18 protein-coding genes and 1 other RNA gene are annotated in these 23,538 nt (G+C 67.1%); 13 read left to right on the forward strand and 6 right to left on the reverse strand.

Features of this window, described 5'->3' with window-relative positions:
* The first annotated feature begins 120 nt into the window (after window positions 1–120).
* Both K206_RS0103195 and K206_RS0103200 read left to right on the forward strand, forming a co-directional pair.
* Window positions 121–2,406 carry an ABC transporter ATP-binding protein gene (locus tag K206_RS0103195; protein ID WP_029043177.1) on the forward strand — a complete coding sequence of 762 codons (2,286 nt, stop codon included), beginning with the start codon at window positions 121–123 and terminating at the stop codon, window positions 2,404–2,406.
* A gap of 13 nt (window positions 2,407–2,419) precedes the next feature.
* The gene (locus K206_RS0103200) at window positions 2,420–2,911 is read left to right on the forward strand and encodes a DUF1854 domain-containing protein (protein ID WP_020200964.1); all 492 of its coding nucleotides are present in this window, start codon (window positions 2,420–2,422) and stop codon (window positions 2,909–2,911) included.
* Between the two features lie 30 nt (window positions 2,912–2,941).
* Here K206_RS0103200 and K206_RS0103205 read toward each other — a convergent pair whose 3' ends face one another.
* Both K206_RS0103205 and K206_RS0103210 read right to left on the reverse strand, forming a co-directional pair.
* Window positions 2,942–3,817, reverse strand: coding sequence for a hypothetical protein (locus K206_RS0103205; protein WP_020200965.1), 876 nt, complete (start codon window positions 3,815–3,817; stop codon window positions 2,942–2,944).
* 125 nt (window positions 3,818–3,942) lie between these two features.
* Entirely contained in the window at window positions 3,943–4,923 is a 981-nt protein-coding gene (locus K206_RS0103210; protein ID WP_020200966.1) for a LysR family transcriptional regulator, read from the reverse strand.
* Between the two features lie 171 nt (window positions 4,924–5,094).
* Between K206_RS0103210 and K206_RS0103215 the strand changes: the two genes are divergently transcribed.
* The 5 genes from K206_RS0103215 (at window position 5,095) to K206_RS0103235 (ending at window position 11,885) form a co-directional block, all read left to right on the forward strand.
* Entirely contained in the window at window positions 5,095–6,399 is a 1,305-nt protein-coding gene (locus K206_RS0103215) for an aconitase/3-isopropylmalate dehydratase large subunit family protein (protein ID WP_020200967.1), read from the forward strand.
* Window positions 6,396–6,983 carry a hypothetical protein gene (locus K206_RS0103220; protein WP_020200968.1) on the forward strand — a complete coding sequence of 196 codons (588 nt, stop codon included), beginning with the start codon at window positions 6,396–6,398 and terminating at the stop codon, window positions 6,981–6,983. The genes K206_RS0103215 and K206_RS0103220 overlap by 4 nt, the downstream gene beginning before the upstream one ends.
* A 142-nt stretch (window positions 6,984–7,125) precedes the next feature.
* A complete protein-coding gene (locus K206_RS0103225) occupies window positions 7,126–9,219 on the forward strand; it encodes a hydantoinase/oxoprolinase family protein (protein ID WP_020200969.1) in 2,094 nt (697 codons plus the stop codon).
* 21 nt (window positions 9,220–9,240) lie between these two features.
* Entirely contained in the window at window positions 9,241–10,857 is a 1,617-nt protein-coding gene (locus K206_RS0103230; protein WP_020200970.1) for a hydantoinase B/oxoprolinase family protein, read from the forward strand.
* Window positions 10,858–10,883: 26 nt separating this feature from the next.
* Window positions 10,884–11,885 (forward strand): tripartite tricarboxylate transporter substrate binding protein, encoded by a 1,002-nt coding sequence (locus K206_RS0103235; protein ID WP_029043178.1) that lies wholly within the window; start codon window positions 10,884–10,886, stop codon window positions 11,883–11,885.
* A gap of 363 nt (window positions 11,886–12,248) precedes the next feature.
* Here K206_RS0103235 and ssrA read toward each other — a convergent pair.
* From ssrA to ompA, 4 genes are all read right to left on the reverse strand, one after another.
* Window positions 12,249–12,607, reverse strand: a transfer-messenger RNA (tmRNA) gene (ssrA, locus tag K206_RS41105).
* Window positions 12,608–12,695: 88 nt separating this feature from the next.
* The gene (gene gph, locus K206_RS0103240) at window positions 12,696–13,367 is read right to left on the reverse strand and encodes a phosphoglycolate phosphatase (RefSeq protein WP_020200972.1); all 672 of its coding nucleotides are present in this window, start codon (window positions 13,365–13,367) and stop codon (window positions 12,696–12,698) included.
* Between the two features lie 2 nt (window positions 13,368–13,369).
* Complete coding sequence (gene ubiG, locus K206_RS0103245) at window positions 13,370–14,119, reverse strand: bifunctional 2-polyprenyl-6-hydroxyphenol methylase/3-demethylubiquinol 3-O-methyltransferase UbiG (protein WP_020200973.1); 750 nt, start codon at window positions 14,117–14,119, stop codon at window positions 13,370–13,372.
* Window positions 14,120–14,230: 111 nt separating this feature from the next.
* On the reverse strand, window positions 14,231–14,890 hold the full coding sequence (gene ompA, locus K206_RS0103250; RefSeq protein ID WP_029043179.1) for an outer membrane protein OmpA: 660 nt from the start codon (window positions 14,888–14,890) through the stop codon (window positions 14,231–14,233).
* Between the two features lie 458 nt (window positions 14,891–15,348).
* Between ompA and gyrA the strand changes: the two genes are divergently transcribed.
* From gyrA to K206_RS0103280, 6 genes are all read left to right on the forward strand, one after another.
* Window positions 15,349–18,057, forward strand: coding sequence for a DNA gyrase subunit A (gene gyrA, locus K206_RS0103255; protein ID WP_029043180.1), 2,709 nt, complete (start codon window positions 15,349–15,351; stop codon window positions 18,055–18,057).
* Window positions 18,058–18,137: 80 nt separating this feature from the next.
* Window positions 18,138–18,707 carry a DUF2059 domain-containing protein gene (locus tag K206_RS0103260; protein ID WP_029043181.1) on the forward strand — a complete coding sequence of 190 codons (570 nt, stop codon included), beginning with the start codon at window positions 18,138–18,140 and terminating at the stop codon, window positions 18,705–18,707.
* A gap of 117 nt (window positions 18,708–18,824) precedes the next feature.
* Window positions 18,825–19,985 (forward strand): 3-phosphoserine/phosphohydroxythreonine transaminase, encoded by a 1,161-nt coding sequence (gene serC, locus K206_RS0103265; RefSeq protein WP_029043182.1) that lies wholly within the window; start codon window positions 18,825–18,827, stop codon window positions 19,983–19,985.
* A 154-nt stretch (window positions 19,986–20,139) separates the two neighbouring features.
* Window positions 20,140–21,279, forward strand: a complete 1,140-nt coding sequence (gene pheA, locus K206_RS0103270; RefSeq protein ID WP_020200978.1) for a prephenate dehydratase — start codon at window positions 20,140–20,142, stop codon at window positions 21,277–21,279.
* Window positions 21,280–21,354: 75 nt separating this feature from the next.
* On the forward strand, window positions 21,355–22,470 hold the full coding sequence (gene hisC, locus K206_RS0103275) for a histidinol-phosphate transaminase (protein WP_020200979.1): 1,116 nt from the start codon (window positions 21,355–21,357) through the stop codon (window positions 22,468–22,470).
* Window positions 22,471–22,592: 122 nt separating this feature from the next.
* Window positions 22,593–23,501 (forward strand): prephenate dehydrogenase/arogenate dehydrogenase family protein, encoded by a 909-nt coding sequence (locus K206_RS0103280; protein WP_020200980.1) that lies wholly within the window; start codon window positions 22,593–22,595, stop codon window positions 23,499–23,501.
* Window positions 23,502–23,538 lie beyond the last annotated feature (37 nt).

Consider the following 23,538-nt stretch of genomic DNA (forward strand, 5'->3'; position numbering starts at 1 on the left):
GCGCCCGTGCGTTTGGCCTTATGTATACTGCGGGCAAATTGGCGGGCCGCCAGGGCGCGCCCGCGCTAAATTGTTTCAAGTTATGTCCATGTCCAGGGGACGCAGCATGCTGTGCCAACGATGACCCAACCTTCCTTGCCCGCGATTGATACCGACGCCCCGAACGAACCGTGGCGTAACGAACTCGGCACCCGTCTGGTGCCCGGCGAGGCCGTCCTGGCCTGGCTGGCGGTGGATCTCGACGCGAGGCTGCATTTTACCCAAGGCTGGGTGCTTGTGACGGATCGTCGACTGCTGGCCCGCACGTCGGGCCAGGGCGACTGGCAGGAATGGGCGGTCCAGCCCGGATTATCGCTGCATCACGCCGATCATGCCGGCGTCGGCACGCTCGAGCTGCAGCAGGCCGGTCGCCTGCTGGCAAGCTGGCGCTACACGCTGGGCCACAACCCGGCCGCGCTGCGCCTGATCGACCAGTTCCATGCCCGGCGCGACCTGCCGCAGGCGGGCGCCCAGGGGCTGCCCGGCGCCGAGGCGGTGTGCCCGACCTGCAAGGCGCCGCTGTCGCCCGACGACGAGCAGTGCCCGCAGTGCAGCCGCGACCTGGAGACGCCGCCCTCGACCTGGGCGCTGCTGCGCCTGTGGCGCTTTGCCCGGCCGTACCGCTTCGAGCTGCTGGCCGGTTTCCTGCTGACGCTGCTGTCGACGGCCGCCACGCTGGTGCCGCCGTACCTGACCATGCCGCTGATGGACAACGTGCTGATTCCGTTCCAGAACGGCGTGCCCATCGACTACGGCCGGGTCAAGCTCTACCTCGCCGGCCTGCTGGGCGCGGCGCTGGTGGCGTGGAGCCTGGGCTGGGCGCGCACCTACCTGCTGGCGCGGGTGTCGGAGCGCATCGGCGCCGACCTGCGCACCACCACCTACGAACACCTGCTGCGCCTGTCGCTGGAGTATTTCGGCGGCAAGCGCACCGGCGACCTGATGGCGCGCATCGGCTCGGAAAGCGACCGCATCTGCGTGTTCCTGTCGCTGCATCTGCTGGATTTCGCCACCGACGTGCTGATGATCGTCATGACGGCGGCCATCCTGATCTCCATCAACCCGTGGCTGGCGCTGGTGACGCTGGTGCCGCTGCCGTTCATCGCGTGGATGATCCACCTGGTGCGCGACCGCCTGCGCCACGGCTTCGAGAAGATCGACCGGATCTGGTCCGAGATCACCAACGTGCTGGCCGACACCATCCCGGGCATCCGCGTGGTCAAGGCCTTCGCCCAGGAAAAGCGCGAGGTCGAGCGCTTCCGCGAGGCCAACCGCCACAACCTGGCCATCAACGACCGCGTCAACGCGGTGTGGTCGCTGTTCACGCCGACCGTCACGCTGCTCACCGAGATCGGCCTGCTGGTGGTGTGGATCTTCGGCATCTGGCAGGTCTCGCACAACGCCATCACGGTGGGCGTGCTGGTGGCCTTCCTGACCTACATCAGCCGCTTCTACACGCGCCTGGACTCGATGAGCCGCATCGTCTCGGTCACGCAGAAGGCGGCCGCCGGCGCCAAGCGCATCTTCGACATCCTCGACCACGTCTCGAGCGTGCCGGAGCCGACCCGGCCCGTGCACCTGGAGCGCGTGGAAGGCGCCATCGAGCTGCGCGACCTGGGTTTCCGCTATGGCAACCGCGCGGTGATCCGCGGGCTCAACCTGTCGATCGCGCCGGGCGAGATGATCGGCCTGGTGGGGCACAGCGGCTCGGGCAAGAGCACGCTGGTCAACCTGATCTGCCGCTTCTACGACGTCTCGGAAGGCGCGATCCGCGTCGACGGGGTGGACATCCGCTCGCTGCCGGTGTCGGAGTTCCGCCGCCACATCGGGCTGGTGCTGCAGGAGCCGTTCCTGTTCTTCGGCACCATCGCCGAGAACATCGCCTACGGCAAGCCCGGCGCGACCCGCGAGGAGATCGTCGCGGCCGCGCGCGCGGCCCATGCGCACGAGTTCATCCTGCGCCTGCCGCACGGCTACGACTCGCTGGTCGGCGAGCGCGGCCAGGCGCTGTCCGGCGGCGAGCGCCAGCGCATCTCGATCGCGCGCGCGCTGCTGATCAACCCGCGCATCCTCATCATGGACGAGGCCACCTCGTCGGTGGACACCGCCACCGAGAAGGAAATCCAGAAGGCGCTCGACAACCTGGTGCAGGGCCGCACCACGATCGCCATCGCGCACCGCCTGTCGACGCTGCGCAAGGCCGACCGGCTGGTGGTGATGGACCGCGGCCAGATCGTGGAAGTGGGCGGGCACGAGGAACTGCTGGCCCGCGAAGGCGCCTACTACAAGCTCTACCAGGCGCAGGCCCGCAACGTCGACACCGACGCGGACCCGAGCCTCGATACCGCCGCAGCGGCCAACGTGTAAGCAGGCAGCCTCCATGCAACGACACGAGCAACAACAGCAGCAAGCCGACTTCAAGCTTGCGCGCAACGCGCTGGGCCGCCTGGTGATGACCACGGCGGACGGCACCGTGCACGAAGGCGTGGTGCCGGTGCGCGCGTTTCCGATCGCCGCGCCCGACGACGGCGTCGGCATCATCAGCGCCGACGGCCGCGAGCTGGCCTGGCTGCCGCGCCTGGATACCCTGCCCGCGCCGCTGCGCGAGATGATCGAGGCCGAGCTGGCCAGCCGCGAGTTCATGCCGGAGATCCGCCGCATCCGCTCGGTGTCGACCTTCGCCACGCCCAGTACCTGGGAAGTGGAAACCGACCGCGGCGTCACCTCGCTGGTGCTGCGCGGCGAGGAAGACATCCGCCGCCTGGCCGGCGCCACGCTGCTGATCTCCGACAGCCACGGCATCCACTACCTGCTGCGCAACCTGGCCGGACTGGACAAGGCCAGCCGCAAGCTGCTCGACCGTTTCCTGTAAGCGCGCGGCCCGGGCGGCCGCCTCCGGCCGTCAGTGCTTGCCGGTGAAGATCATGCCGGCCTGGCGGTCGGCGCGCATCACGAACAGGTAGAGCTGGCCGAGCGTGGGCAGGCTGTGCGTGGTGGTGGGGTCGTAGTAGGCAATGCCCGTCATCGTCGTGTTCGGGTAGCGGCACGGCGCCGCGCCGAACTGCAGGCTGACGTTGTAGACCTTGCCCTGGCGCCGCGGCGTCGCGGTGCCCGTGAACGCGCATCCCGCGCCGGCGTCCACGGTGATGTTGCCGGTGGCGTCGACGTGCATGGTGATGCCGTCCGAGCGCATGCCGCTGGTGTCCAGCGCCACCGCGCTGCCCGAGTAATCCCCCCGCAGCCCGTCCACCGTGGCGATGTAGTTGTAGTCCGTGCTGTAGTTCGCGGTGAACGCCGTATTGCGCGCGTTGCGGTAGGTCAGTTGCGTCTGCATCAGCGTGCTGGGCACGAAGCTGCCGTTGAAGTTCGCGGCCGTGAGGTTGTAGCCGGCCGCTTCCAGGTTGAAGTCGAGCCCGTTGTTGTTGGTGGTGAGCGTGTCGTTGTTGCTGCTGTAGTTGCCGGTGATCACGCCCATCGGCACATCGGGCACGCCCGGCGCCGAATAGAAGATGTAGAAGGCGTTCTCGTCGAGCACCAGCACGTTGACGCGCTGCCCGTCCGGCGTGCTGCCGTTGAAGATGCCCGTGCCGATGGCATTGGTGTCGGGCGCCGGCGGCACCACCGGGGTGACGGGGGTGACGGGCGTGGTGGGGTCGGTCGGCGTGCTGCCGGCCGCTGGCGGCGTGCGCACGAGCGCCAGCCCGCTGTCGTTGTCGCCCGCGCCGCCGCATCCCGCGAGGGCGAGCGAGATGGCCGCCGCGCCGATGATTCTCTTCATGTTGCCTCTTGCCGGTTCCGTTTTTTGCCCGGACGAAGCGTACGCTGTCCGGTCGTCGAAAAAAATATCGACTGTAACAGACGATTACAATTTCGCGGCGGCCTCGCGCGGAAGCGGGTGGCGCTTCAGGCCCGGGTCGCCCGCCTGCCCGGCTTGCCCGGCTCCGCGGAGGCGGGCGGCGCGCGTTTCACGCCCGGCGGCATCGGCTGCGACTGCAGCGTGTCCTGCAGCAGGTCCAGCAGCAACTGGGCGCTCGGCGCGAGCGCGCGCAGCGGGCGCGACATCACGCAGATCTCGCGCGTGAGGGTCGGTTCCTGCAATTCCTTCCAACGCAGTGCCTTGTTGCTGTTGCGCTGGAACGAGAGCGCCGGCAGTACCGCGTAATAGTCGCCGCTGGCCAGGACATCGAACAGGTAACTGGTGCTCTCGACTTCGTCGTGATCCTCGTTGAAGGGCGCGAACGAAGGCATGTGCAGGCGCAGGAAATGGCCGATCGCCGTGTCCGCGTTGAAGCCGACATAACGTCCCCAGGTGAGGTCGGACCACCTGACCGGCCGCTTGAGCGCGGCGATCGGCGTGTCGCAATGGCAGACGACGCCGTAGGTATCCGTCATCAGCGGCGTGTACGTCAGCTCGTCGTTGTCCTGGTAACGGCTGTCGATGGCGAAGTCGACCTCGCCTTCCGCCACCAGGCGCTCAGTCTCCTGCGCCGCGGGATTCCGCAGCGAAATGGTGATGTGAGGGTACTGGCGGCGAAACTGCTGCAGCACCGGCACCAGGAACTGGCTAATGACCGAGGCCGCCGCGCCGATCCGTATATGGCCGCGTTCGCCCTGGGCCAGGGCCAGCATGTCCGAGACGGCGCTGTCCAGTCCATTGACCAGCCGTTCGGCCTCCGCCAGGAACCCCGCGGCGTGCGCGGTGAGCGTGACGCGGCGGGTCGTCCGGTCGAACAAGCGCACGCGCAGGCCCGCTTCCAGTTGCTGGATCGTCGCGGTCAGCGCCGAAGGGGTGACGCAGAGACGATGCGCCGCGGCCACGAACGAGCCGGTCTGCGCCACGGTCAGCAGCGCGCGAAGCTGTTTGATGTTGACGTTATGCGCCAAGGCCCGCTCCCATCCCGAATCCGACCCGCGCCGGCCCGCGCCGGCCCGTGGGTCGCCGCATATGATTATTCAATTTATTTTTATAATGATTATAAAAAATTCGTTTGTCAATAATTATGGGCATTCATAGACTGCGGAGCTACGAACTACTCGCCGCATCCAGGCAGTCTTATGCCAACGAAGTCATCGAATTCGGTCCAGCACGCACGCGGGCAGACGATTGCCGAGAAGCTGCTGTCGCGCGCGGCGAATCACGCCGTCCATGCCGGCGACCTCGTGATCTGCCAGCCCGATGCCGCCATGGGGACCGACGGCTCCATTCCCATGGCGCTGCAATATTTCCGGACCATGCAGGACGACGGCGGCCTGCCCCCGCCGGCGTTTCCCGAGCGGTTGGTTTTTGCGCTGGACCACTATGGCGCGTCCTCCGGCGAGCGGGCGCTTGTGCTGCAGGAGACGGCGCGCGACTTCGCGCGCAAGGCCGGCATCTGCGTCTTCGAGACCGGCGAGGGGATCGGGCATCAACTGATGCTGGAGCGCGGCCGGGTGCTGCCGGGCCAGCTGGTGGTCGGGGCCGATTCACATGCCGTCTCCTACGGCGCGCTCAACGCATTCGGCAGCGGGATCGGCTCGTCCGACCTCGCCGGGATTTTCCAGTGCGGCCAGATCTGGCTCAAGGTGCCGGCGTCGATCCGGATCGTCCTGCATGGGCGGCTTCCGCACTACGCAAGCGCCAAGGATGTCGCGCTGACGCTGGCCCGGCGGCTGGGCGCGGGAGGCGCGAACTATTGCGCGCTGGAGTTCGCCGGCCCGGGCGTCGCCACGCTCGACATCGACGACAGGATCGTGCTGGCGAACATGTCCGTGGAAATGGGCGCGAAGGCGGGCATCTTTCCGCACGACCAGGCGACGGATGCCTGGCTGGCTTCGCGCACGAGCACCGCCTATGTTCCCGCCGTCGCGGACGCGGATGCCGAGTACGAGCAGATCATCGAGGTGAACCTGGACGACATCGTGCCCCAGGTCGCCCTGCCACATCGCGTGGACAACGTGACCGACGTGGCGGACAGCGCCGGCACGCGGATAGACATCGTCTATCTGGGGACATGCACCGGCGGGCGTCTCAAGGACTATCGGGAAGCCCTTGACGTGCTTTGCGCGGGGCGCGGCATCGCCGACGGCGTTCGCCTCATCGTGACGCCGGCCTCCAGAGAGATACAGCGGGAACTCGAACGCAGCGGCATGGCGGAGTCGTTCCGCCGCCTCGGCGCCGAATTTCAGGAACCGGGCTGTGGCTCGTGCTGCGGGACCTGCGGCGCGATTCCCGGCGACGGGCAGAAGGTGCTCTCGACCGCGAACCGCAATTTCAAGGGCCGCATGGGCAACCGCGAGGCGGAAATCTTCCTGGCGTCGCCGCGCATCTGCGCCCAGGCCGCGCTGACCGGCAGGCTGGAAGACATGGAGCGCACGCAATGATGGCGCTCGGGGAATCCGCCGGCGAGACGCTGCAGGGACGCGCCCGCGTGCTCGGGGACGACGTCAACACCGACTACATCATCTCGTCGAGCCGCAAGAAGAACAGCGTCGATCCCGACGTCCTGCGCCATTACCTGTTCGAGGATCTCGATCCGTCGTTCGCGGCGAGCGTGCGGGACGGCGACATTCTCGTCGCGGGACAGAACTTCGGGTGCGGCTCCGCGATGGAGGTCGCTGTCACGACCGTTCTCGGCGCCGGCATCAAGGCGGTGGTCGCCAGGAGTTTCGCCAGGACGTACTGGCGCAATGCAATCAACAACGGGCTGCTGCTGGTCACGGGCGACGCGCGGGACCTGCGGGAGGGCGAGTCCCTGCGGATCCGCATGACCCGCGACAGGGCATGGCTGGAAGTTGGAGACGGCCAGCGGCGTATCGAATGCGAAGCCGTTCCCGAAATCGTCCATCTGCTGCGGCGCGAGGGCGGCCTGATCCCCTACCTGAAGCGCCATCGCCGGCTCCCCGGGTTCGACGACGATGCGCAACGCGCCGATGCCACCGCGCGTGCGGGGGGAGCGCCGACCTGAGCGCACCGGTCCCGGCCAGGACGCCATGCGCCCCCCGTTCGCCGGGCTTCCCGCCGCACTCCCGCATCCTGATGACGACCCTGTTCTCGGCCTGGACCGTCCTCGTTGACGACCGCCTCACCCCGCAAGGAAACACCAAGACATGAAACACATATCGATCGGCGTAGATATCGGCGGCACCTTCACCGACATCGTCGCGCTCGACTATCAGAGCGGCAGGATCCACGCCAAGAAGGTCCTTACCGCCTACGCCGATCCGACACAGCCCGTCATGGACGGTATCGAGGCCCTGCTGCGGGAGAACGGCTTTCGCGCCGCGCAGGTCGGCCGCTTCGTGCACGCGACCACGCTGTTTACGAATGCGCTGATCGAAGGGAAGGGCGCCAGGACGGGGCTTCTTACCACCGCGGGCTTCGGCGATGCCATAGAGATCGGGCGCGAGCGCCGCTACGATCTCTACGATGTGCACATCGACGGGCCGCAGAGCCTGGTGCCTCGCCATCTGCGCGCGGAGATCGCCGCGCGCATCGATGCGGCGGGCATCGAAGTCACGCCGCCCGACCGCGGCGAGACGCTGGCGGCGGTCGGCAAGCTGGTTGCGCAGGGGGTCGATTCGCTGGCCATCTGCCTGCTGCACGCCTACGTGAACCCGCGGCACGAGGCGCAGGTCGCGGCGTGGATTGCCGAGGCATTCGGGGAGATCAGCGTCTGCATCTCCAGCGCGATCGCCCCCGAGATCCGCGAATACGACCGGGTCTGCACCACCGTCGCCAACGCCTGCGTTCAACCCATCGCGCGCAGCTATCTCGACCGGCTGGAGCACAGGGTGAAGGCGATCGGCATCGATTGCGGCGTCCTGATGATGCTTTCCAACGGCGGGCTCTCCGCCGTGGCCGAGGCCAGGCGAAAGCCCATCGACCTGCTTGAGTCCGGGCCGGCGGCCGGTGCGATCTCGGCGGCATGGTCCGGAAGCCGCAACGACCGCACGAGCCTGCTCGCGTTCGACATGGGCGGCACCACAGCCAAGCTCTGCCTGGTCCAGGATGCCAGGCCGGCGGTGGCATACGGCTTCGAGGCGGCGCGGCGCAAGCGCTTTTCCGAGGGCAGCGGCATCCCGATCAAGATCACCACGGTGGACCTGATCGAGATCGGCGCGGGCGGCGGCAGCATCGCGCGTTCCGACAGCATGAAGTTGCTGAAGGTCGGACCGGAGAGCGCCGCATCCGAGCCCGGCCCCGCGTGCTTCGGCCGCGGCGGAACGCAGCCGACGGTGACCGACGCCAATGTCGTCCTCGGTTATCTCGACCCGAAATCGTTCGCCGGCGGCGCCATCCCGATCGACGTCGCCAGGGCCGACGCGGCCCTGCAGGCGCTGGGCAGGACAATCGGCATGGACGGGGCGGTCATCGCGCAGGGCATCCACGACATCGTTGCCGAGAACATGGCGGGCGCGGCGCGCGTGCACATTGCCGAACGGGGCCATGACCCGCGCCGGTTCGACATGGTGTGCACCGGCGGCGGCGGTCCGCTGCACGGGTATGCCGTGGCGCGCAAGGTAGGCATCGGCACGCTGATCGTTCCGCCGGCCGCCGGCGTGGCTTCCGCGATCGGCCTGCTGGTTGCCCCGGCACGCGCCGACCGCTCCCGGACCGCGATTTTCCAGCCCACTGACGGCGACCTGGCCGATCTGGAAGCGAGCTTCGACAAACTCGCCGGCGAGGCGCGCGGCTGTCTCGAAGAACTGAAGGACGGCTTCGGCGCGATCGCGGTGAAGCGCTACGCCGACGGCCGTTTCATCGGCCAGGGCTTCACGCTCACGTTGCAGCTTCCCGATGGGCCATACGCCGGCCCAGGCGTCGACGCGCAGCCGGTGCGGGCGGCGCTGCTCGCGGCCTTCAACAGCGCGTACAGCGAGAAATTCGGGCGCACGCCGCCCAACGTGCCGGTCGAGCTGGTCAGCCTGCGCGTTTCCGCGCTTGCCTACCCGAACGAGACCTTTGTCCCGGCCGCGCTGGCGCAGCGCAGCCAGTCGACGGCGCAGGGTTTCCGGCGGGTTTTCTTCGAGGAGGCCGGCGGCTTCATCGACACGGCAATCTATGCCCGCGGCGAGCTCGCCGTGAATGCGGTTCTGCAGGGGCCACTGCTGGTTGTCGATGCTGACTCGACGCTGGTCGTGGGGCCGGGAGGAACGCTGGTCCAGTCCGAGACCGGCAACCTGATCGTGAACATTCACTGAACTGCGGAGCATCTATCCATCATGCACGGCCAAACCTCCCCGGGACGTGAACTCACGCCCATCTTTCTCGAAGTCTTCTGGACCCGCGTCCGTTCCATCGTCGATGAAGCCGCCAAGCTCATCGTGAGGACCTCGTTCTCCACGCTGTCTTCGGAAGCCAACGACTTCGCGGTGGTCCTGACCGATGCGCGGGGACGCTCGCTGATCGAGAACAGCGGCAGCATCCCGTCGTTCATCGGCACGCTCCCGGCAACGGTGCGGTACGCGATCGAGGTCATCGGTATCGACGCGATGCGCGAAGGGGATGTCTACATCACCAACAATCCCTGGCACGGAACGGGCCACCTGAACGATTTCTGTTTCGTCAGGCCGGTCTTCCACCGCGGGGCGCTCGTCGCATTCGCGGCCACGGCCGCCCACATGCCCGACATCGGCGGGCGCATCCGTTCGGTGGATGCCAGGGAAATCTTCGAGGAGGGTTTCCAGATCCCGCTGATGTACCTGCTGCGCGAGGGACGGGCGGATGCTTCCCTGATCAGCCTGCTTCGCGCCAACGTGCGGACGCCCGACCAGACCGTGGGCGACCTCTGGTCGCAGGTGGGCGCTACCGAGCTGGTCGACCGCCGCGTCAACGAAGTCATGTCCGAATACGGCCTGTCGACCACGGAGGACATCGCCGAAGCCTTGTTCGCGCGCAGCGACCGGGCCATGCGCGACGCCCTGGCGGCGTTACCCGACGGTGAATACGTCTACGAAATGCAGACGGACGGATTCGAGTCGCCGTTCACCTACAAGGTGCGCGTGACGATCGCCGGCGAGACCATCGACATCGATTTCGACGGCACGAGCCCGCAGCAGGCCAAGGGCATCAATTGCGTTCTCGCCTACACCTACGCCATGTCCGTGTATGCGATCAAGAGCCTCCTGATTCCCGACCTGCCCAACAATGACGGCCTGTTCCGCGGGATCACGGTCCGGGCGCCGGCGGGCTCGCTGCTCAACCCCGTGTTTCCCGCCGCGGTGGGCGGCCGGGCCTGCACCGGGCACTACGTTCCCAGCCTGGTGTTCGGCGCATTGCAGGGCGTGCTGCCGGAGCGCGTGATGGCCGGCGTGGGCTCGCCCCTGTGGATTGTCAACATGAGCGGCGTGCGCAAGAACGGCCGGCCGTTTACTTCCGTGTTGTTCTTCAACGGGGGCATGGGGGCGACGGCGGAAAAAGATGGCGTGAGCGCCACGTCCTGGCCGAGCAACATCTCGTCCACCCCGGTGGAGGTCGCCGAGCGCGAAAGCCCGTTCTTCTTCAAGTACAAGCGTCTGATACCGGCATCGGGCGGTGCCGGCAGGCACCGCGGCGGCCTAGGGCAGGAAATTTGCTTTCAGAGCCTGCACGAAGGTCCGCTGAACGTCGTGTTCCTGACCGAGCGGATCCGGCACCCGGCCCAGGGGATCGCAGGCGGGGAGCCCGGCGCGTGCGGTGCCGTCCAGATCAACGGCGAGGATGTCGATTCCCGCCGTCCGCACATAGTCAAGCGAGGAGACGAAATCGTCCTGAGGACACCCGGTGGAGGTGGCTATGGCCCCCCGTCGGAGCGGACCGAAGCCGCCAGAGCAGCGGACGCCCGGCAGGGCTATCGATAGCCTTTCACACACATCAAGGGAAAAACATGAAACCCGCAAGATCCAGATCAGCAAACCGCGCCCGGCTCGTTGCGAAGGCGCTCGCTTGCATCGCCGTGGCTGCCACCACGACGATGGCACAGGCGCAGCCCGCGAATTATCCGCAGCAGCCGGTTCGCGTCGTGGTGCCGTTTCCGCCTGGTGGCGTCGCCGACATGATTGCCCGGCTGCTCATGACCGGTATTTCCCAGAACATCCGCCAGAGCATCGTCATCGACAACCGCGGGGGAGCCAGCGGCTCCATCGGCACCTCGGTGGTCGCGCACTCGAAACCGGATGGGTACACCTTGCTGATGGTGCTGGATACTTTCGCGATCAACCCCTTGATCTACGAAGACGCGAACTATGCCAACAAGGATTTCGCGCCGATCTCGATGATCACGCAGTCGCCGATGGTGCTGCTCGCCAACCAGAATCTCCCCGCCAAGTCCGTCGGCGATCTCACCAGACTGGCCAAGGCCAAGCCGGGCACGCTCAACTTCGCCTCGGTCGGCCCGGGAAGCGCGAGCCACCTGACCGCCGAGATGTTCGACGCCAGGCAGGGCGTCAAGATGACGCACGTCCCGTACAAGGGTGGTGCACCGGCACAGACCGCCCTCATGTCCGGCGAAGTCGACATCATGTGGGGGTCGACGCCCTATGCGCTGAGTGTCGTCCGTGCCGGCAAGACGAAGGCGATCGCGCAGGCCAGCAAGACCCGCAGCGCTGTCTTCCCCGACCTGCCGACGACCGCGGAACAGGGCATGCCGGATTTCGAGGCCATCGGCTGGTCCGGGTTGCTCGCACCGGCCGGGACGCCGCCCGAGGTGATCAAGTTCTGGAATGAACAGTTGACGAAGGTCATCCAGGACCCCAAGGTCAAGAAGCAGATGCTGGAACAGGGCCTCGACATCAAGCTTTCGACCCCAGACGAGTTCGGCAGGTACATCGATGGCCAGACGAAGATGTGGAAGAAGCTGATCGAAGAGCAGCACATTCCGGTTTCATGACCTTCATGGCCTGATGCCGCGGGTTCCCGGCATCAGGCTCCGGCAAGGAGCGGTGCGAGCCTGCCCGGTTGTGCGGGCAGATTCATCCTGGCCGGGCGGCGCGGGCACCGGGGGGCAGTGTCGAGGGGGGCCATTTCCTTGTCTTCGAACCGGCACCCGGGTCGCCACCATTTGCCGCCGCGGCTGGGCGTATCCGGGGCGGAACCATCTTGTGGCAATCGGTTGCCCCGAAACCATCCCATATGCGCGGGCTGTAAAGAAACGCCCCGGCACCACGTGGGACGCCAAATCCCGTGAAACCAAAGAAAAAGCCCGGATATACCGGGCTTCTGGAACGTCCAGGATTAACCTGGAACGAGTAATTGGTGGAGCCGGCGGGAATCGAACCCGCGTCCGCAAGCCCTCCACAGAGAGTTCTACATACTTAGTTCTGTCATTTGATTTAACCGGTGCATCGCGGACGAACACGCTCTACAACGGCGAGTCACTAGGTTTTCGTCCCCTGGTTCGTGACTCACCCGGGGCTTATCTGACGTAAATGACCTCGCGTAGTCTTGCGACTCTAGCCCGTCAGCGAGCCAGTGCGAGGACGGCCGCAATTAAGCGGCCAGTGCGTAACGTTCGTCGTTAGCAGTTATTGCATTCCCATTGATTAACGAGGTGACGGGTCCTCGGTATGCCCTCCACTGCTTTGTAACCCACGTCGAAACCAGGTCGGCCCCGTGTGAACTGCTTGAACAGTGTCAAGAGACGAGATTGTACTCCGTTGGCGTCCCGAAGGGTAGGCCGCGTCCCGGCGCCGCCCGCAGGCTAGCGCCGCGCGGCCGGCGTCAGTAGGGCGATCAGCTCGCTCGGATGGCGCACGAGGTAGTCGGCGCCCCATTCCTCGGGCGGCTCGCCGTCGCCGCAGTAGCCGTAGGCGGCGGTGATGGTGGCCATGCCGGCCGCCTTGCCGGCCTGGATGTCGCGCAGGTCGTCGCCCACGTACACGCAGCGCGCGGGGGCCACGCCGCTGACTTCGGCGGCGTGCAGCAGCGGGGCGGGGTGGGGCTTGGCGTGCGCCGTGGTGTCGCCGCTGACCACCGCCGAGGCGCGCGGCGCCAGGCCGATGGCGGCCACCAGCGGCGCGGTGAAGCGGGTGACCTTGTTGGTGACGATGCCCCAGCGGATGCCGGCGGCCTCGAGCGCGTCCAGCACTTCGCCCATGCCGTCGAACAGGTGCGTGTGCACGGCGATGTCGGCCTCGTAGTAGTCGAGGAAGGTGTCGCGCAGGGCGGGGAACTCGGGGTCGGCCGGGCTCTTGCCGAAGGCCGCGCCGATCAGGCCGCGCGCGCCGTGCGAGGCCACCGGGCGGAGCTTTTCATAGGCCACCGGCGGGTGGCCGTGCTCGACGACGAGGCGGTTGGCGGCCGCGGCGAGATCCGGGGCGGTGTCGGCCAGGGTGCCGTCGAGATCGAAGAAGACTGCGTCGAAGGTCTGCATGGTCAGGCGGGCCGGCGCAATGCCATCAGGTAGTTCACGTCGGTGTCGGAGCCCAGCGCGTAGACGCGGGTCAGCGGGTTGTAGGTCATGCCGCGCATCTCGATCAGTTCGAGCCCGGCGTTGCGGGCGTAGCGGGCCAGTTCCGACGGCGTGATGAACTTGTCGTAGTCGTGCGTGCCGCGCGGCAGCATCTTGAGCACGTACTCGGCGCCGACCACGGCCAGCAGGTAGGCCTTGAGGTTGCGGTTGATGGTGGAGAAGAACACGGTGCCGCCGGGCCGCACCAGCGTGGCGCAGGCGCGCACGACCGATTGCGGGTCGGGCACGTGCTCGAGCATTTCCATGCAGGTCACTACGTCGAAGCCGGCGGGCATGCGCGCGGCCAGCGCTTCGGCGGCGATCTCCTCGTAAGTCACGGCTACGCCGGACTCCAGGCTGTGCAGGTCGGCCACGCGCAGCGCCTTGGTGGACAGGTCGATGCCACGCACGGTGGCGCCGCTGCGCGCCATGCTCTCGGCCAGGATGCCGCCGCCGCAGCCGACGTCGACCACCTGCTTGCTGCTCAGGCCGGCGATGCCGTCGATCCAGCCCAGGCGCAGCGGGTTGAGCTCGTGCAACGGCTTGAACTCGCTTTCCGGGTCCCACCAGCGGTGGGCCAGTTCGCTGAACTTGTCGATTTCGCGGGCGTCGGCGTTCTTGCCGAGCAGGGTGGTTTCCAGGGTGGGATGGTGCGGCGTGGAGATCTGCGTCATGGAGTTTGGCGCGCGGCCGGTGCGGCGGCGTGAAAGCGGAGGGTATTGCGGCACTGTATCAAAAAAAAAGCCCAGCTTGCGCTGGGCTTTTCTTCATCGGAAGGAATCCGATTAACGTGCGCTGCGGGTGCCGACCACTTCGACTTCCACGCGGCGGTTCGGCTGCTGGCAGGCGATCTGGGCCTTGCGGGTACCCTTGCACGACTTCGGATCGACCTTCAGTTGGCGCTTGCCCTTGCCTTCCGTGTAGACACGGTTGGCTTCCACGCCCTTGCTCACCAGATAGGCCTTGACGGCTTCGGCACGACGGATCGACAGGCGATCGTTGTACTTGTCCGAACCGAACGAGTCGGTGTGGCCAACGGCGATGATGACTTCCAGGGTGATGCCGGACAGCTTGGAGGACAGGTCGTCCAGCTTGGCCTTGCCTTCGGGCTTCAGCACGGCCTTGTCGAAATCGAACAGGGTGTCGGCAGCGAAAGTGACCTTCTCGCTGGAGACGACCGGCGGAGCAACCGGAGCTTGCGGTTGAGCAACCGGAGCGGACGCCGGAGCCAGGGCGCCGTCGCACAGGGCGTTGGCGGTGGCCGGGGTCCACGAGCTATCGCGCCAGCAGAGCTCGTTCGTGCCGTTCTTCCACACGTACTCGCTCGTACCGTTGCCCCAGTTATCGTTCACAGCCTTCTTTTCGTAGGGGACGGACTGGGCTTGAGCGGATGCAGCCATTACTGCGGTAGCTGCAACGAGCGCGAGCTTGGCAAATTTTTTCATATTTCTCCTCTCAGGATGAGATCACCGCAGGGTTACTGCGAGCAAATGGACGGAAACAAGTCATACATTCTTCGGAGTATAACATTCTCGATGCGGTGTATGCTCCACTTCGAACAATGTCTGGCTCTTCGCTGGGGAATTGTGCCACAAGCCTCGTTTCCTAAGAAGTAAATATATTCGATTCAATCAATGGGTTTTGGGCCTGTGGTGTTTGTGCAACATGACCCTTGCGATGCCCGCAAACCCTTGCCTGGCCGGGCTTGCAGGTTTTCGGCGCGGGCTCCGCGCGGCCGTTCCGGGCCTCGCGCGAGGGCTGCCGCGCGGGGCCCCCGCGGCCGCGGGGGCGGGGTGCCGGGCATGTTAGAATGCCACGTTGCCCTGCTGTCAGACGCTCTCGCGGCGAATGGCGATTCACCGGGGCGCCTTCTGTTTAAATTCGCCGCATAACCCACGCCGCAATGGATCAATTCGCCAAAGAAACCCTTCCGGTCTCTCTCGAAGAGGAAATGCGCCGCTCCTATCTCGATTACGCGATGAGCGTGATTGTCGGGCGCGCGCTTCCCGACGTCCGGGATGGCCTGAAGCCGGTGCACCGGCGTGTGCTCTATGCGATGCATGAGCTGAACAACGACTGGAACCGGCCGTACAAGAAATCGGCGCGTATCGTGGGGGATGTGATCGGTAAGTACCACCCCCACGGCGACACTGCTGTATACGATACGATCGTCCGCATGGCGCAGAATTTTTCGCTGCGCTACATGCTCGTCGATGGCCAGGGGAATTTCGGCTCGGTGGACGGTGATAACGCGGCCGCCATGCGTTATACCGAAATCCGCCAGTCCAAGATCGCCCACGAGATGCTGCTGGACATCGACAAGGAAACTGTCGATTTCGGGCCGAATTATGACGGTTCCGAAAATGAGCCGCTGATTCTGCCGGCCCGCATCCCGAATCTGCTGATTAATGGTTCGTCGGGTATCGCGGTCGGCATGGCCACCAATATCCCGCCGCACAACCTCAACGAAGTGGTCGACGGCTGCCTGCACCTGCTGCGCAATCCGCAGGCCACGGTGGACGAGCTGATCGAGCTGATTCCGGCGCCGGACTTCCCGACCGCCGGCATCATCTACGGCATCCAGGGCGTGCGCGAGGGCTACCGCACCGGCCGCGGCCGCGTGGTGATGCGCGCCAAGACGCACTTCGAGGACATCGACCGCGGCCAGCGCCAGGCGATCATCGTCGACGAGCTGCCGTACCAGGTCAACAAGCGCACGCTGCTCGAGCGCATCGCCGAACTCGTCACCGACAAGAAGGTCGAGGGCATCTCGGACATCCGCGACGAGTCCGACAAGTCCGGCATGCGCGTGGTGGTCGAGCTCAAGCGCAACGAAGTGCCGGAGGTGGTGCTCAACAACCTCTACAAGCACACCCAGCTGCAGGACACCTTCGGCATGAACATGGTGGCGCTGGTCGACGGCCAGCCGCGCCTGCTGAACCTGCGCCAGATGCTGGACTGCTTCCTGTCGCACCGGCGCGAGGTGGTCACCCGCCGCACCGTGTTCGAGCTGCGCAAGGCGCGCGAGCGCGGCCACGTGCTCGAAGGCCTGGCGGTGGCGCTGGCGAACATCGACGAGTTCATCGCCATCATCAAGGCCGCGCCGACCCCGCCGATCGCCAAGCAGGGCCTGATGGCCAAGGCCTGGGATTCGAGCCTGGTGCGCGAGATGCTGTCGCGCGCCGAGGGCGAGACCCCGGGCGGCCGCGCGTCCTACCGCCCGGACGGCCTGCCGGCCATCTTCGGCATGCAGGGCGACGGCCTGTACCGCCTGTCCGACTCGCAGGCGCAGGAAATCCTGCAGATGCGCCTGCAGCGCCTGACCGGCCTGGAACAGGACAAGATCGTCCAGGAATACCGCGACATCATGGCGGAAATCGCCGACCTGCTCGACATCCTGTCGCGGCCCGAGCGCATCAGCACCATCATCGTCGACGAACTGACCGCGATCCGCGCCGAATTCGGCGACGCGCGCCGCTCGCACATCGAACTCAACGCGACCGAGCTCGACACCGAGGACCTGATCACGCCGCAGGACATGGTGGTGACGCTGTCGCACAGCGGCTACATGAAGAGCCAGCCGATCTCCGAGTACCGCGCGCAGAAGCGCGGCGGGCGCGGCAAGCAGGCCACCGCCACCAAGGAAGACGACTGGATCGACACGCTGTTCGTGGCCAACACCCACGACTACATCCTGTGCTTCTCGAACCGCGGCCGCCTGTACTGGCTCAAGGTGTATGAGGTGCCGCAGGGCTCGCGCAATTCGCGCGGCCGGCCGATCGTCAACATGTTCCCGCTGTCCGACGGCGAGAAGATCAACGTCATCCTGCCGGTGCGCCAGTTTGACGCAGAGCATTTCATCTTCATGAGCACCGCGCGCGGCACCGTGAAGAAGACCGCGCTGACCGAGTTCTCCAATCCGCGCAAGGCCGGCATCATCGCGGTGGACCTCGACGAGGGCGACTACCTCGTGGGCGCCGCCGTCACCGACGGCCAGCACGACGTGATGCTGTTCTCGGACGCCGGCAAGGCCGTGCGCTTCGACGAGAACGACGTGCGCCCGATGGGCCGCCAGGCGCGCGGCGTGCGCGGCATGAACCTGGAAGACAGCCAGAGCGTGATCGCCATGCTGGTGGCGCCGGCCGAGACCAGCGAGCAGGCCGGCTCGGTCGGCAGCGTGCTGACCGCCACCGAGAACGGCTACGGCAAACGCACGCCGATCTCCGAATACACTCGACACGGCCGTGGCACCAAGGGCATGATTGCGATCCAGACGAGCGAGCGCAACGGCCGCGTGGTGGCCGCGGCGCTGGTATCGCCGGACGACGAGATCATGCTGATCACGACCGGTGGCGTGCTGATCCGTACCCGCGTGGCGGAGATTCGCGAAATGGGCCGCGCCACGCAGGGTGTGACGCTGATCAACGTGGATGAAGGCACCAAGCTGTCGGGGCTGCAGCGGATCGTCGAGAGCGATGCCGACAATGGCGTCGCGGGTGACGAATCCGACGCGGCCGGGACGGATGGCGCCGAAGGTGCCGCGCAGGGCGAGCAGGCCGGTGCGCCGGGCGGCACCGAAGCGGGCACGCCGGACACGGGATCGGATTCGTAAATTGTTGCAACATTGGACCGCGGCGCCGGAACTCGATTGCCGGCTGCGGGACTAAAACGGACATATTCAAGGGAGTCACAATGCTCAAGACCTATCGACGTATCGCTGTTCTGGCTGCCTTCGTGCCGGCCATGATGCTGGCTGGCGCGGCGCATGCCCAGGCTCAGGACGCGGACAAGACCGCTGCCATCAAGGAACTGCTGACGGTGATGCAGGCCGACCAGGCCGTGAAGGGCCAGGCCGACAACTGGCAGCAGGGCGCCAAGCAGGAAGCGCCGATGGTCCTGGAACAGGTGCTCGTCGAGAACAAGACGCTCAACGACAAGCAGAAGCAGGCCGCCGTCGACAAGCTCAAGAAGAACGGCGCGGTGCAGCGCATGGTGGACGGCGCGGGCCAGGCCTTCACCACCGATGGCTTCAAGAGCGACGCCATCAAGGCGCACTACGACGCCTTCGCCAAGTATTACAGCGCGCAGGAAATCCGCGACCTGACCACCTTCCTGAAGTCGCCCACCGGCCAGAAGTTCATGGCCAACCAGGGCAAGGCGACCCAGGAGATCTGGGGCTCGATGATGCAGAAGTACGGCCCGCAGGTCGGCAAGTCGATGCGCGACGCCGCCGAGAAGGAAATCGCCGCCGCTTCGAAGTAAGCCGGCAAGCCGCGCCGCGGGGAGCGGGGCGCCGCCCCGGTCTCCCCATCGCGGTGCGGGTTTGAGGGATAATGGCTGCTTGGTTTACACCGGCAGCCATTTTTCATTTCTACTTCCATGAACGAACCCCAGAATCCAGCACTTGCCGCCATGATGCAGCGCGCCGTGGCCGAGCGTGTCTATAACTTCTCGCCCGGTCCGGCGGCGCTGCCGACCGAGGTGCTGCTGCAGGCGGCCGAGGAGATGCTGTCGTGGCACGGCACGGGGGTGTCGGTCATGGAGATGAGCCACCGCAGCCGCGAGTTCGAGAGCATCCACGCCGAGGCGCTGGCCGGCCTGCGCGAGCTGCTGCGCGTGCCGAAGAACTTCCGCATCCTGTTCCTGCAGGGCGGCGCCATCGGCGAGAACGCGATCGTGCCGCTGAACCTGATGCGCCGCGTGCATGCCGAGCGCCCCAAGGCCGATTTCGTCGTCACCGGCAGCTGGTCGGTGAAGTCCGAGCAGGAAGCGCGCCGCTATGGCGAGGTCAACATCGCCGCCACCAGCGCCGCGCAGAAGTTCACGCGCATCCCCGACGTGTCCGAGTGGAAGCTGTCCGACGACGCGGCCTACGTGCACCTGTGCACCAACGAGACCATCGGCGGCGTCGAGTTCCACACCGTGCCCGACGTCGGCCAGAGCCGCGACGGCGGCCCGGTGGTGGTGGCCGACGTCTCCAGCCACATCCTGTCGCGCGCGGTGGACTGGTCGCGCATCCAGGTGGCCTACGGCGGCGCGCAGAAGAACATCGGCCCGGCCGGCGTGACCATCGTGATCGTGCGCGAGGACCTGCTCGGCCACGCGCATCCGCTGTGCCCGTCCGCGTTCGACTGGCGCCTGGTGGCCGAGCACAATTCGATGTACAACACGCCGCCGACCTACGCCATCTACATCGCCGGGCTGGTCTTCAAGTGGCTCAAGGCCCAGGGCGGCGTGGACGCGATCGAGCAGCGCAACATCGCCAAGGCGGACGCGCTGTACCGCTTCCTCGACCAGAGCGCGTTCTACCGCAACGAGATCGACCCGGCGTGCCGCTCGCGCATGAACGTGCCGTTCTTCCTCGCCGACGAGTCGCGCAACGACGCCTTCCTGGCGGGCGCGCGCGCCAACGGCCTGGTGCAGCTCAAGGGCCACAAGTCGGTCGGCGGCATGCGCGCCAGCCTCTACAACGCCATGCCGCTCGACGGCGTGCTGGCGCTGATCGAGTACATGCGCGAGTTCGAGCGCAGCGCGGCCTGAGCGTTGTCCCCGGCCTGGCGCGGCGCAGCCCGCGCCTTGCCGCGCCCGCCGCGCCCAGGCGCGAGCCGGGAGGGCGCCGGGAGGGTGCCGAACGGGCGCAAACCGGTCTTTTTCAGAGCCGCCTTGCAAGGAGGCGGCGCAGCGGATCCATACGATGACAAACCAAGACAAGCACAGTGCGCGGGCGGCGGCGCCGCAGGACAACGCCGCGGCCGAGAAGGCGCTCGGCGTCGAGCTGACGCCGCTGCGCGAGCAGATCGACGCGCTCGACCGCGAACTGCTCTCGATGCTCAACCGCCGCGCGCAGCTCGCCCTCGACGTGGGCGAGGTCAAGAAGAAGTACGGCGCGCCGGTGTTCCGCCCGGAGCGCGAGCTGCAGGTGATCCGCAAGGTGCAGGGCGCCAATCCGGGCCCGCTGCTCGACGACAGCGTGGCCTCGATCTGGCGCGAGGTGATGTCGGCCTGCCGCGGGCTGGAGAAGCCGCTCGAAGTGGCCTTCCTGGGGCCGGCCGGCACCTTCTCCGAGCAGGCGCTGTATGCGCATTTCGGCCATGAGGTGAGCGGCGTGCCGTGCCCGAGCATCGACGAGGTGTTCCGCGCGGTGGAAGCCGGCACCGTCGAGTACGGCGTGGTGCCGGTGGAAAACTCCACCGAGGGCGCGGTGTCGCGCACGCTCGACCTGTTCCTGCAGACCTCGCTCAAGATCAGCGGCGAGATCGCGCTCAAGGTGCACCACAACCTGATGGCGTCGTCGCCCGACATGCAGGGCGTGACCGTGGTGCGCGCCCACGCGCAGGCGCTGGCGCAGTGCCAGCACTGGCTCACGGCCAACTATCCGCACCTCGAGCGCCAGGCGGTGTCGAGCAACGCGGAGGCCGCGCGCATGGCCAGCGAGGACCCGACCTCCGCGGCCATCGCCGGCGAGTCGGCGGCCAACCGCTATCACCTGCACATGGTGCGCACGCATATCCAGGACGACCCGCACAACCGCACCCGCTTCGCGGTGATCGGGCGCTACGAGACCGAGCCCTCGGGCAGCGACCAGACCTCGATGATCCTGTCGGTGCCGAACAAGGCCGGCGCGGTCTACCAGCTGCTCGCGCCGCTGGCCGACAACGGCGTGTCGATGTGCCGCTTCGAGTCGCGCCCGGCGCGCAGCGGCGCGTGGGAGTACTACTTCTACGTCGACGTGGAAGGCCACCAGAACGATGCCGCGGTGGCGCGCGCGCTGGAGGAACTGCGCCGCAACGCGGCCTATTTCAAGGTGCTGGGCTCGTACCCGTCCAGCAAGTAAGGCCGGGACGGCAGGCAGACAGACGGCAGGCAGATGGCAGCATAGCGGCCGGGCAGTGACCGGCAAGGAGTCGATATGGCAGAGCAGGGCAGGCAGTTCGGTCCCGAGTACGTGCGGGCGATTTCACCCTACGTGGCGGGCAAGCCGATTTCCGAGGTGGCGCGCGAGTTCGGCCTGGACGAAGCCGCCATCGTCAAGCTGGCCTCGAACGAGAACCCGCTCGGCATGCCCGAGTCCGCCCGCACCGCCATCGCCGCCGCGGTGGACGAGCTGGGCCGCTACCCCGACGCCAACGGCTTCGGGCTGAAGGCCGCGCTGTCGGCCCGCTTCGGCGTGCCGGCCGACTGGCTCACGCTGGGCAACGGCAGCAACGACATCCTCGAGATCGCGGCGCACGCGCTGGTCAGGCCGGGCGAATCGATCGTCTATGCCGAGCACTCGTTCGCGGTGTACGCGCTCGCCACGCAGGAAGTCGGCGCGCGCGCGATCGAGGTCAAGGCGCGCGACTACGGCCACGACCTGGACGCGATGGCCGCCGCGATCGCGCCGGACACGCGCCTGGTCTTCATCGCCAATCCCAACAACCCGACCGGCACCTTCCTGCCAGCGGCCGCCATCGAGGCCTTCCTGGCCAGGGTGCCGGCCAATGTGGTGGTGGTGCTGGACGAGGCCTACAACGAATACCTGGACGACGCCCAGCAGTACGACTCGGTGGCGTGGGTACGCCGATACCCGAACCTGCTGGTCTCGCGCACCTTCTCCAAGGCCTACGGGCTGGCCGGGCTGCGCGTCGGCTACGCGGTGGCGCAGCCGGCGCTGACCGACCTGCTCAACCGCATCCGCCAGCCGTTCAACGTCAACAGCCTGGCCCAGGCGGCGGCCATCGCGGCGCTCGGCGACACCGCCTTCCTCAAGCGCAGCGCCGAGCTGAACCGCGCCGGCAAGGCGCAGCTGGTGGCCGCGTTCGACCGGCTCGGCCTGCAATACGTGCCGTCCTCGGGCAATTTCGTGCTGGTGCGCGTGGGCCGCGACGACGGCGCCGGCGCGCGCGTCAACCTGGCGCTGCTCTGGCAGGGCGTGATCGTGCGGCCGGTCGGCAACTACAACCTGCCGCAATGGCTGCGCGTGACCATCGGCCTGCCGGAAGAGAACGCGGCCTTCATCGCGGCGCTCGAGAAAGCGCTCGGATAGCCGGTCCCGCCCTCGTTTTTCTCCGCTTCGCGGCCGGTGCCCGCCCGATCGGCGCCGCCGCGGCCGGGCGGAGCGGATACAATGCCGGATTCCAGAACTTTCGTGCCTGGCAGCGTATTCCCGTGACCGATCCTGCGTCCGCTCCCTATTTTTCCCGTGTCGTCATCGTCGGCGTCGGCCTGATCGGCGGCTCGCTGGCGCTGGCGCTCAAGCGTGCCGGCGTGGTCGGCACCGTGGTCGGCGTGGGCCGCTCGCAGGCTTCGCTCGAGCGCGCGCTCAAGCTCGGCGTGATCGACGAGGCCGCCACGCTGGAAGAGGCCGCCAGGGGCGCCAGCGTGATCGTGCTGTGCGCGCCGGTGGCGCAGACCTTTGCGTTGCTCCATGCACTCGAGCCGCATCTCGAGCCCGCCACCATCGTCACCGACGCGGGCAGCACCAAGTCCGACGTGATCGTGGCCGCCAAGACGGCGCTGGGCGACAAGGCCGCGCAGTTCGTGCCGGCGCATCCCATCGCGGGACGCGAGCTGAACGGCGTCGAGGCCGCGCTGGCCGATCTCTACGACGGCAAGCGCGCCGTGCTGTGCCCGCTGCAGGAAAACAGCCGCCTCGACGTGGCCGCCGTGCGCGCCATGTGGGAAACCGCGGGCGCGCACTGCGACGTGATGTCGGCCGTGCAGCACGATGCCGTGTTTGCCGCGGTCAGCCACCTGCCGCACCTGCTGTCCTACGCGCTGGTGGCCCAGGTGGCCAATGCCGAGGATGCCGCGCTCAAGCTCGATTTCGCCGGCGGCGGCTTCCGCGATTTCACGCGCATCGCCGCGTCCTCGCCCGAAATGTGGCGCGACATCTGCATCGGCAACCGCGAGGCCATGCTGAGCGAGCTGTCGACCTACCAGGCCATGCTCGCCCACCTGAAGACCCTGATCGAGAAAAGCGACGGCGCGGGCCTGGAGCGCATCTTCCAGCGCGCCAGCCGGGCGCGCCTGCAATGGGGCGCGCAGCGCGCGCCCGCCGTCAACGCCGAACCCTGACCGCCACCCACACCGCGGCGGCCCGCCACCGGCGGGG

This window comes from Cupriavidus sp. WS, assembly GCF_000395345.1.
In the GTDB taxonomy this organism is placed as follows: Bacteria; Pseudomonadota; Gammaproteobacteria; order Burkholderiales; family Burkholderiaceae; genus Cupriavidus; species Cupriavidus basilensis_B.